The 10233-nt window shown below is 42.8% G+C and carries 8 protein-coding genes; 4 read left to right on the top strand and 4 right to left on the bottom strand.

Going from position 1 to position 10233, the window contains the following annotated elements:
- Positions 1–1273: 1273 nt before the first annotated feature.
- Positions 1274–4339 carry a S8 family serine peptidase gene (locus B5J93_RS03820; RefSeq protein ID WP_115237202.1) on the top strand — a complete coding sequence of 1022 codons (3066 nt, stop codon included), beginning with the start codon at positions 1274–1276 and terminating at the stop codon, positions 4337–4339.
- 71 nt (positions 4340–4410) lie between these two features.
- Here B5J93_RS03820 and B5J93_RS03815 read toward each other — a convergent pair whose 3' ends face one another.
- On the bottom strand, positions 4411–5691 hold the full coding sequence (locus B5J93_RS03815; RefSeq protein ID WP_079324748.1) for a dicarboxylate/amino acid:cation symporter: 1281 nt from the start codon (positions 5689–5691) through the stop codon (positions 4411–4413).
- A gap of 50 nt (positions 5692–5741) precedes the next feature.
- The gene (gene cuyB, locus B5J93_RS03810; RefSeq protein WP_079324746.1) at positions 5742–6476 is read right to left on the bottom strand and encodes a cysteate racemase; all 735 of its coding nucleotides are present in this window, start codon (positions 6474–6476) and stop codon (positions 5742–5744) included.
- 143 nt (positions 6477–6619) lie between these two features.
- On the opposite strand from cuyB, the gene B5J93_RS03805 reads away from it, so the two are divergent.
- A complete protein-coding gene (locus B5J93_RS03805; RefSeq protein WP_079324744.1) occupies positions 6620–7378 on the top strand; it encodes a TSUP family transporter in 759 nt (252 codons plus the stop codon).
- Between the two features lie 59 nt (positions 7379–7437).
- Here B5J93_RS03805 and B5J93_RS03800 read toward each other — a convergent pair whose 3' ends face one another.
- Together B5J93_RS03800 and B5J93_RS03795 are read right to left on the bottom strand one after the other, a co-directional pair.
- A complete protein-coding gene (locus B5J93_RS03800) occupies positions 7438–7836 on the bottom strand; it encodes a PIN domain-containing protein (protein WP_079324742.1) in 399 nt (132 codons plus the stop codon).
- Positions 7837–8112, bottom strand: coding sequence for a hypothetical protein (locus tag B5J93_RS03795; protein WP_143823488.1), 276 nt, complete (start codon positions 8110–8112; stop codon positions 7837–7839). It lies immediately after the preceding gene.
- 109 nt (positions 8113–8221) lie between these two features.
- On the opposite strand from B5J93_RS03795, the gene coaBC reads away from it, so the two are divergent.
- Both coaBC and B5J93_RS03785 read left to right on the top strand, forming a co-directional pair.
- Positions 8222–9439, top strand: coding sequence for a bifunctional phosphopantothenoylcysteine decarboxylase/phosphopantothenate--cysteine ligase CoaBC (gene coaBC, locus B5J93_RS03790; RefSeq protein ID WP_079324738.1), 1218 nt, complete (start codon positions 8222–8224; stop codon positions 9437–9439).
- A gap of 10 nt (positions 9440–9449) precedes the next feature.
- The coding region (locus tag B5J93_RS03785) for a sulfite exporter TauE/SafE family protein (protein ID WP_115237204.1) at positions 9450–10233 on the top strand (784 nt) is incomplete at its 3' end.

Here is a 10233-nt window from a genome sequence, read left to right as displayed (position 1 = left end):
AGTTGAGAGTGGGGTATATTTTATAAATAAGATCATCTATGGTATGTCCTGATGCATCTAAATTTTGAACTGTTCAAAAGTAATGAATGTCTTCTAATATTTCTATAAAATTACAATAAGTAAATTATGTTATGATAAGCAGTCATTTATGACTGGCTATAGCAATAAAATACAAAAATTAACATTAAATACGGATGGGATTGACATGGGAAATAAAAATAGAGCAAAAGCATACATAATGGGAAGTGTGTATTAAAATTCTATATTTTAATCCTTACAATAATGTTTACATTTGTTTTGTATCCAATAATATGGCAATACAATAAAGATGACTTGCAAATTAATTAAAAATAAACAAATGTACCGTATGATAAATCTATCATTTTGATTGATTCTTTATTAATTTTTTCTTAATAATTAATGAGTATTTTGAAGAAATCATATCAGTGTATAAATATTATAAATATCTTATATTTACCAAATATTTTATTGCTACTGCTTGGCATGTTGCTTGGTTGTGGCAAAAACGTGGCGATAATAAGGTTTTTATTTTAAACAAAAACTTGTGTTTGTTTCGATGATAAATAATTAATGAACATATATACTCTATTTAATATTTCTTATTTATTCGTAATATTGCCATAAAAATAATACATTATTTCTATACTAACTACACTGTTAATATTTGTAAATAATAAACATTTGTTTATCTAAAAAAATAAATAATATAAATCAAGCAATTACAATCTTATTTTTGAAAATACAATAATATTGCAATTGCTTAATCTAGACATTAAGTTTATTTTTGATTAAAATTGCCAAAACTTGTGTAAATAAGTTTCACCGAATTGATACTTTAAGGGTATCAATATTGCAACATGGTAAATGATTGCTATGTTGTTGGGCATTGCATAAATTGTCTATAATAACTTGTTATGGATGATTGATGGCAATGATAAACTTAGTGACAATGATAAACGCAAAAAGGTGTAATATGTCATTACAAACTCAACCTGCCAAGAAAGGGTTCTATGTTAAGCCTTTAAGTATGGCTTGCATGCTGGTAATTAGTGCTAGTAGTACGGTAAGTTATGCCAACTCAGCTCCAATGATTGTTGATTCACAGTACAATAGTTCTAAATACTCTTTCTACGATTACTATTTAGATTTCCTTAAACGTTTTAGACCAACTCCAACTCCAGTGCCAAGCCCTGTGAGACCGGCTCCTGAACTTGTTCGTCCGACCCCAGCCCCGATTCCGGATCCAACGCCTGTGCCAACACCGGCACCAATTAGTGGCGGTATATCAGGTAGCTATATTGCTCCAGTATCGCCATCAGAGGTGAGACAGCCTGATTACACAAGACGCGTTCAAGCCAATCTAAAACGCAACCAACCTGCACCAAGTGCTGGCACACGTACAGGTTATAGTGTCATGGATACGTCAAATAATTCTAATTTGACATCTAAATTTTATGGCACAACCGAAGATGGTTATGCCGAGCGTCTTGACAACCTAAAGAACACCATTGATACACGTCAAGCCAAAGTAGGTGTGATTGATACAGGTATTAACCGCTTCAACCGAGACATGGTTGGTGCAAATGTGCATGATACACAGATTGAGTGTGTTTCTGCTGGACGTTCCACCTGCTATACGCCAGAAAATGATTCGGGCATTGTTGAAATCCCAACAACCTCTGCTAGTGGTAGTCATGGCAACCAAATGGCGGCTGTTATCGCAGGTAACAACGGCATGACCAATGCCAAAATCTATGGCAGTGACAGTATCGACCGTGGCTCAAACGGCGGCAACCAGTTCTTAATGATGCGTAAGCTCAACCAAGACCATGGTGTCAAGATTTTTAACAACTCTTGGAGTTCTAACAACACTGACCAATGGTACTACGATGCTCAGCGACTCAACTATGACCCTAACACAGGCAACATCTACCCAAATCGTTACAGAACAAGCATTACCAATGCCGAGGTAACTCTGCCTGTCATTCATGACCTTATCATGAATCGTGATGCCCTTATCATCAAGGCGACAGGTAACGAGGGTCTTAATGATGCACATGATGAGAACTTAGCACCGCTCATGAACAGCGAGTTCAAAAAAGGCTTCATCACCGTATCATCACCACGAGAAGATTTTAATCAAGCCAATAACTGTGGTCGTACCGCTGAGTGGTGCGTATCGGCAACATCATCCACCGAAAACTATGCCAACAACGGCAGACTGAGCAACTACAAAGGCACATCGCCTGCCACTGCTCGTGTGGCCGGCACGGCAGTGCTTGTTCAATCTGCTTATCCTTGGATGAAAAATGAGAACATCTCTCAAACCATCTTAGGTACGGCTAAGGACTTCTCAGAAATCACCGCCAATTCGCCAAATGGCTACAAAGGACTCAGACGTGTGAGCCGTCTGCCATCAGGCTATTATGGCAGATACTATACAGATAACCGAGGTAATCTATACATCCCCGGCGATACCCCATGGGAAAACCGTCAAATCATCGCAAACCATAATGGCAAAAATATCACGTGGCAAGATGGTTGGGGGCTACTAGACCCAGAAGCTGCTGCTAAGGGTTATGGTGGTTTTTACTGGGATAACGTAGAGCTTGATACCCAAGGCACGCCATTGTCGGTGTTTTATAATGACCTAAAAGGCGACAAAGGCTTTACCAAAAAAGGTGCTGGTAAACTGGTATTTACTGGTAATAACAGCTATAAAGGCAACTCAATCATCGAGGGCGGTTCATTAGAAATCAATGGCAATAATGGCGGCTCTACCATGGTTGTCAAAGGTGGTGAGCTGACAGGTCATGGTAGTGTTGCCAATGTGCACCAAACAGGTGGCTGGGTAAATAACGAAGGCAATCTACGCATCAGAGGTAACTATAACATTAACACTCAACGTGGCGTGGATGCTGGTCTAAAAGCTCAATTTGGCAACATGCTTACCGTGGACGGTAAGGCCAAACTAGGTGGTACACTAAATCTAACTGGTGAGACCAAAGATGGTATCATCAGCAAATCAGGTAGCCGTAGCACTGTACTTCGTGCTAAGCGTGGTCTTGAAGGTCAATTTGACAATTATCGTTCAAGCAACCCATTATTTGAAGTAACAAATGTTGAATATACGCCAGAAGTAGACAGAAATGGCAGAGTGGTAGGTGGTTCACGCACGAACAATGACGTGCAAGTAACTGCCAAACGTCTAAGTGCAGGCAATGTTGTTTATGGCATCAGCATGAATGACAGTGGTAGCCGTGTTGCACAAAACCTAGACAAAGTACTTAATGATTTAGATAAAAAACAAGAAACACAAGGTTCACTGACCAGTGATGAGAAGCAATTTGCTAACCGTGTATTCACTGGTTTTGAAAACATGAATTCTGGTGCAGAATCTAAACTTTCTACAGTAAGCACCAACCGTGAGCTATACAAGCTTGACCCAACTTTCTATGCTGACAGTGCATTAAACGCAGTAGAAGACAGTGCTAACCATGCAACCGAATTTGGTAAGCGTGTTAGCGCCCCAAGAGGTGTTTGGGGTAATATCAGTCACCATGATTATGATGTAGAACTAGAGCATGCCACAAGTGCACGTAAAGGCAACAACATTAGTGTTGGTGCAAGCACTCAAACTGCAGCCGACATTAGTGTTGGTGCACAACTTGATGTAAGTAAACTTGACTTGGAAGAATCTGTTTATGGTATTGGCAACAAAACCAAAACTGACAGCATTGGCTTGACTGTTGGTGCTTCTAAGAAGTTGGGTGATGCCTATCTATCAGGTTGGGCAAAAGGTGCCAAAGTTGATACAGAAGCCAGCCGTGGTGAAAACTCTAACAAAGTTGAGTACAATGGTAAGCTATATGGTGCTGGTATCCAAGCGGGTACAAACATTGATACTGCATCGGGCGTGAGTGTACAACCTTATGCCTTTGTTAACCATCAGCAGTACAAAAACGATGGTAGCTTCAATGACGGTCTTAACGTTGTTGACGACATCGAAGCAAAACAAACTCAGGTAGGTGTGGGTGCTGATATGGTGTTCCAAGCAACACCTGCTCTACAGCTTACTGGTGGTGTGCAAGTTGCTCACGCTGTTAGCCGTGACACCAACCTAGACACTCGCTATGTTGGTACAGCGACAGATGTACAGTATGGCACTTGGGATACTGACAAAACCAAATGGTCAGCCAAGGTTGGTGCTAACTATAATGTGACACCAAACAGCCAAGTGGGTCTAAACTACAGCTACACAGGTAGTGGCGATTCAGATGCTTCCCAAGTGGGTTTGAGCTTCACCAGCAAGTTCTAATTCATTAATAAGGCAACAAAAAACAGCATAATTTCAGTTGTGCTGTTTTTTTGATTTTCAAATATCAACAATCAAGAATCCCACGCTTCTTTATCCAACGTATTTTCTTGTTTGGCGACAGTAACAACGCCAGCGACATCTCCAACAACGTTCATAGAAGTGCGACCCATATCTAATAAAGCCTCAATGCCTAAAATCATGCCATAGGCAACAGCCACGGCTGAACCAGCTTCCACAGGCAAGCCAACTGATTCTAGCACCATCAGTAGCATAATCGCCCCTGCCCCGGGTACACCTGCCGTTCCTACCGCCGCCAAGACAGCGGTAAGGGTTACAGTCATCATTTGATCGGGTGTCAAAGGCATGCCAACAGCATTGGCGATAAAAATCGCACACACGCCAAGATACACGGTTGTGCCGTCCATGTTCATCGTAGAGCCGACAGGCAAACCAAAACTGTAAACATTTTTTGGCACGCCCATGCTTTCAGCGGACTGGATGGACACAGGCAGAGTTGCTCCTGATGAGCGAGTCACGAAAGCGGTAATAAAGGCGGGGCGTACTTTTTTCAAGAAGGTGACGGGCGATAATCGAAATAATGCACAAATCACACAGTACACCAAAAACACTTGCAGTGCCAGACCTAAATATACTGCACCAGTGACACTGGCAAGCGAGCCAAAGGCGGTTGCCCCATTTTTTGAAAAAACGATAAAAATCAACGCAAACACGCCAATCGGAGCGTACTGCATGACCCAGCCGACAATCTTAAACATTGCTTGGCTGACCCCGTCCACAAAATAAAACACCGTGTCCGAGCTTTTTTTGACATTTTCATCACTGCTATCACGCCCAAAGGCAAGAGCAATACCAAATAGTAGGCAGAAGAAAATCATGGGCAGTACCTGACCGTCTGAAATAACACCGATCGGGTTGGTAGGAACAATCTCAAGTAAGATTTGCAAAATGCTAGGTGCTTCAGCAGTCTTGCCATCTACAGCCATCTCGGCATTGAGTTCTAGCCCTAATCCAGGTTTAATAAGTGTACCTACGCCCAGACCGATGATAATGGCAAAAATGGATGTGGTAGTGTAATAAAGTAATGTTTTTACACCGATGCGTCCAAGTTGAGATGGAGCAATACTGCTTGCACCGACAATGAGTGTTGAGGCGATGACAGGCACAACAATCATTTTAAGCAGACGCACGAATAATTCGCCAAGCGGTGTTAGGACGGCAATGATTTTTGGGGCGTCTTGAAAAATCAGCCCCAGTACCGCCCCTAGAGCCAAAGCAACCAAAATCCGCATGAGCAGATTGGATTTAAAGTACCATGAAAAGAGTTTTGACATAAATATATTCCTTGGGTGATTTGACAAATCCTGCTTGTCAAGAGTTTGGGTTAATTTTGGTAACACCATGCAATCGCTTCATCCACAAGGGCTTGCGTTGCATCTATATAGTGCTGTGGATGAGTGCGTTGGTCATCTGCCAAGATGAGCGGTACCTCGGTACAGCCCATGATAATAATGTCAGCACCTTGGCTGATGAGCTTGTCTTTTTGTGTGGTCATGAGTGTGATGGCTTTGTCAACTTGACCTGCTTTATATAAATAAATGCTTTCCATGACTGCCTGCTGGTCATCATGGTTCGGTTCAAGATAATGCAGTCCTGCACCTCGGATTTTGTCTTTATAAAGACCTGTCGCGAGTGTTGCATTGGTAGCAAGAATGCCAATATTGTTCTTTCCATTGGCAGCAGCAGACTGTACAGTGGTATCAATCATGCTTAACATGGTCAAGTTTGGCAAGTCCGCCTGTAAACGGTCAAACCAATAATGAGCGGTGTTACATGCAATAACAAGGCAAGTTGCCCCTGCATTTTGTAGGTTTTTTGCATAACTTAGCAAGTGTGGATAGGGGTCTTGCCCATTTTTTAATAAAAATTCCGAGCGGTCTGGCACATCAGGAATGCTAGACAGTAGTACGGGTATGTGGTCTTGGTCACAGGTCGCTTTGCCATATTCGTTGGTGCGTGCGATAAATTTGGCAAGCATATCCACGCCTGCCATAGGACCCATGCCCCCTAGGATGCCGATAATTTTTGATGGTGGTGTGATTAATGAGTTTGTTAGCATTAAGTAATCCTTTGTATCAGAATTATCTATTTTGTAAAATTGGATAAAAATGACGTATTCTACCACAGATAATTTGCATTTGAGAATACTTTTATTTGATAAAATAATATGCTAATATGCAATGCTGATAAAATCAGCAAGAGATGAATGTTGTGGAATTTTCATTACAAATTTTGGCGATACTGTTTGCTGTGGGGCTGACGGCAGGATTTATTGATGCGATGGCAGGCGGGGGTGGACTTTTGACCATTCCCGCTCTGCTGTTGTCAGGTATGAATCCTGTTTCTGCTCTTGCCACGAATAAACTCCAAGGTTCGGCAGGTTCTTTATCAGCGAGCCTTACTATGATAAAAAAGGGGTTGATTCACCCCAAGATGATGAAAGTTGCCTTGATTATGGCATTTGTCGGCTCGGCGGTGGGGACGGCACTCGTGCAACTGTCACCCCCTGATTTTTTGCAAAAGACATTACCCTTTGTCATTGGGGCGGTGGGGATTTATACGCTGTTTAGCCCCAATCTGGGCAAATTAGAGACCACGCCTAGGATAAGCCAAAAGACATATGAAAGAACCTTTGCTCCTTTTATTGGCTTTTATGATGGCTATTTTGGGCCCGGCACGGGGACGTTTTTTAGTTTGTCGCAAGTCGTGCTTCGTGGGCGTGATTTGGTGCAGGCTACCGCACGAGCCAAACTGTTGAATTTTGCCACCAACATTGCGTCTTTGATTTTCTTTATTTTAGGCGGTCAAGTGGTGTGGGTTGTGGGGCTTGTCATGATGCTAGGGCAACTTATCGGAGCGTATCTTGGCTCACACATGGTCGTCAAGGGCGGGGCAAAATTTATCCGCCCTGTGATTGTGGCGGTGTGTTTTTGTATGGTGGTGAAATATGTTTTCTTTTGATTGGATTGATATTGGGGGAAGGTGCGTAATAGGCAATCTTTAAAATCCAAATAACACCATTATTCAAGCAACTCAAAATTCAAATGCTTAGACGCTTTTTTATCAAAAGCCATCACGGGTAAATTATTTGCTGATTGACAACGACAAGCAATTAACAAATCGGATAAATCATAAGTATTGTTTTTGGCGGATAACAATACTTGTTCTAATTTGGTTTGACTTTCAAAACAAAAAACAGGATTTTCCATTAACTCCAATAATTGCTCAATAATATCAATGCGAGTGATTTTATAACGAAAAGATAAAACCCAATTCACTTCCAAAACCACCAATAAAGGAATGTAGGCTTGGGCGTTTTTGTTTTCCAAATTCATTAAAAAATTGAGTACGGTTTGATATTGGTTTTCATCGTCTTTTACCAAAAATCGCACAAGTACATTGGTATCCAAAGAAACCATTTAAATCTCTCTGCTTGCATATACTTCGGCAATGCTCTCATTCATTTCTTCAACGGTTGCTACCACTGTTGTTTTATTGGCAAGTCCACCTGCCAATTCTTGAATGGATTTGCGTGCTTTGATAGGCTTTTTGGCAACTTTTAATTTAACAAGCATTTCCAAAATGCTTTGGTCAAATTCAATCATACCGTGATTGTCAGCATAAGGGGCTAACTGCGACAAATCCACATTAGGAATGATTAAAGTATTATTTTGAATAACGGCGGTAACTTGCATTGTGATTGCTCCCAAAAATTTATTCCCATTATAAATAAAATCCCCCCCAAAGAGCAAACACCGCCAATTTATGCTAAAATAGCCCATTTTTCAATTTATCTTTAAGCCAATGACCTCCAAAAATATCCTACTTGCCATAACAGGCGGGATTTCCGCCTACAAATCCGCCATTTTGGCACGCCTACTGATTAAAAACGGACACCAAGTGCGTGTGATGATGACCCCTTCGGCGTGTGAGTTTATCACGCCCTTGACTCTCCAAGCCTTGACGGGCAACGAAGTCCACACCGATTTGCTGGACGCACAAGCCGAAAAGGGAATGGGGCATATTGAGCTTGCCAAATGGGCGGATTTGATCGTCATCGCCCCTGCAAGTGCCAATACAATTGGCAAACTGGCGAACGGCTTGGCGGACAACCTTGTAACCAATGTCATTCTTGCCACCACCGCCCCTGTAATGCTCGCCCCTGCGATGAACCAAGCGATGTGGGGCAATGCCATTGTGCAGGACAATTTAGCCAAACTTGCCCGTTTTGGCTTTACTATCATCGCCCCTGACAGCGGAGAGCAGGCGTGTGGTGATGTCGGGGCGGGGCGATTGCCTGAGCCTGAAACTTTGTGCGAGCAAATTTCCCAATTTTTAACCATCAAAAACACCGCCCAAACTTTGGCGGGCAAAACGGTCGTCATCACCGCAGGGGCAACGCTAGAACCGATTGACCCCGTCCGCTACTTATCCAACCATTCCACAGGCAAAATGGGCTATGCCTTAGCAAAAGCGTGCGTGAGTGCAGGGGCAAAAGTCGTCCTTGTTGCAGGGGTAAAGGTCAATCTACCCACGCCTTTGGGGGTAGAAAAACGCACGATTGGTACGGCTGATGAGATGTTACAGGCGTGTTTACAGGTTTGTGAAAAGGCGGATATTTTTATCGCTACGGCGGCTGTGGCGGATTTTAAGGTTGCCAATATTGCCACGCAAAAACTTAAAAAAACGGCTGACAATGACGGCTTGACCTTACACCTTGTCAAAAATCCCGATGTCTTGGCGACAATTTCCACCACTTATCCGCACCTTTTGACCGTTGGTTTTGCGGCTGAAACCCAAGATGTAGAAAATTATGCCAAAGGTAAACTCATCGCCAAAAATTTGGATATGATTGCGGTCAATGATGTCTCGGATAAAACGATTGGCTTTGGCAGTGATGACAATGCGATGACGGTGTTTTTTGCGTCAGAATATGGGCTTGATAAGGTCAATTTGGCAAAAATGAGTAAGGGTAACATTGCTAAGAGTTTGGTGGAGTGTATTGCTAACTTATTAAAATAAAAGGACTTTTATGAAATTTGAACTTTGGCTTATTCCCCTATTTCTTATCGCAAGCGTGCTTCACGGCATTGCAGGAATGGGCTTTCCACTCATCACCATTGGGGCGTTGTCGGGGGTCTATGGGCTAACCACTGCCATTGTGCTGGTGCTGGTGCCAACATCGGTGCTAAATTTGATTGCGTGGGTCGGCGGCACAGGCGGTATGTGGCACAACGCCACCTTTTATCTTAAAAAATATTGGTCGCTGGTCGCTGTTTCTATTTTGGGCAGTGCACTCGGGGCGTATTTGCTTTTGGTGGTTAATTCTGCTTATCTGATGCTTGCCTTGGCGGTGGTGGTGCTGTGGTATGCCATCACAAGTCTGATGGGTAAAAAAATCACCCTGCCCAATACCACGACATCGCTTGTTGTCATTGGCTTTGTGGCAGGCGTGGTCGGTGGGGCAACCAATGCAATGTCGTCTGTGCTTTTGATGTACTTACTTTCAATGACCGATGATAAGGACACGATTATTAAGGTGGGGAATTTGTGTTATTTTGTCAATAAATTGGTACAAGCCATTGTGTTAAAAGAAGTTTTGTTGGAAGTGCCTGCTCAAACTTGGGCGATGATACTTGGGCTGACCGTTTTGTCGGTGCTTGGCATTGTCATCGGGGCAAAACTTGGCAAACACCTACCGTCCGCCAAATTTCGCACACTTATCCTGTGGGTGCTGGTGGGGCTTGGGGTGAAGGTGGGTTGGCAAGGTTTGGTGGGGTGCTGTAAGACAAAGGGTTGTAGCAACTGTATCCCTT

The organism is Moraxella equi (genome assembly GCF_002027555.1).
In the GTDB taxonomy this organism is placed as follows: domain Bacteria; phylum Pseudomonadota; class Gammaproteobacteria; order Pseudomonadales; family Moraxellaceae; genus Moraxella; species Moraxella equi.
This window is presented reverse-complemented; position numbering and strand designations above follow the sequence as displayed.

What these genes read in the sequence shown, in the direction of transcription:
- B5J93_RS03815 (WP_079324748.1), bottom strand. Translation starts at nt 5,691, where the DNA reads ATGTCAAAACTCTTTTCATGGTACTTTAAATCCAATCTGCTCATGCGG.
- cuyB (WP_079324746.1), bottom strand. Translation starts at nt 6,476, where the DNA reads ATGCTAACAAACTCATTAATCACACCACCATCAAAAATTATCGGCATC.
- B5J93_RS03805 (WP_079324744.1), top strand. Translation starts at nt 6,620, where the DNA reads ATGAATGTTGTGGAATTTTCATTACAAATTTTGGCGATACTGTTTGCT.
- B5J93_RS03800 (WP_079324742.1), bottom strand. Translation starts at nt 7,836, where the DNA reads ATGGTTTCTTTGGATACCAATGTACTTGTGCGATTTTTGGTAAAAGAC.
- B5J93_RS03795 (WP_143823488.1), bottom strand. Translation starts at nt 8,112, where the DNA reads ATGCAAGTTACCGCCGTTATTCAAAATAATACTTTAATCATTCCTAAT.
- coaBC (WP_079324738.1), top strand. Translation starts at nt 8,222, where the DNA reads ATGACCTCCAAAAATATCCTACTTGCCATAACAGGCGGGATTTCCGCC.